We start from the raw sequence: 451 nt of genomic DNA, 5'->3' as shown, positions 1-451 counted from the left end.
CCACGTAGACTGCCCCGGACACGCCGACTACGTGAAAAACATGATTACCGGTGCCGCCCAGATGGACGGCGCGATTTTGGTATGTTCCGCTGCCGACGGCCCCATGCCGCAAACCCGCGAACACATCCTGCTGGCTCGTCAGGTAGGCGTACCCTACATCATCGTCTTCATGAACAAATGCGACATGGTTGACGACGCTGAGCTGCTCGAGCTGGTTGAAATGGAAATCCGCGACCTGCTCTCCAGCTACGAATTCCCCGGCGACGACATCCCGATCATCCAAGGTTCCGCACTGAAAGCCCTGGAAGGCGATGCCGCCTACAAAGAGAAAATCTTTGAATTGGCTGCAGCTCTGGACAGCTACATCCCCACTCCTGAGCGTGCCGTAGACAAACCCTTCCTGCTGCCGATCGAAGACGTATTCTCCATCTCCGGCCGCGGTACCGTAGTA

At 57.2% G+C, this 451-nt stretch carries 1 protein-coding gene; it reads left to right on the top strand.

Annotated elements, in window-relative coordinates; genetic code table 11:
• Nucleotides 1-451, top strand: a 451-nt coding sequence (locus MB824_RS01270; protein ID WP_238745185.1) for a GTP-binding protein, incomplete at both ends; no start/stop codon positions are given.

This window comes from Kingella pumchi (assembly GCF_022288825.1).
Taxonomy (GTDB): Bacteria; Pseudomonadota; Gammaproteobacteria; order Burkholderiales; family Neisseriaceae; genus Kingella_D; species Kingella_D pumchi.
The sequence above is the reverse complement of the archived record's forward strand: the minus strand, read 5'-3'. Positions and strand labels throughout refer to the sequence as shown.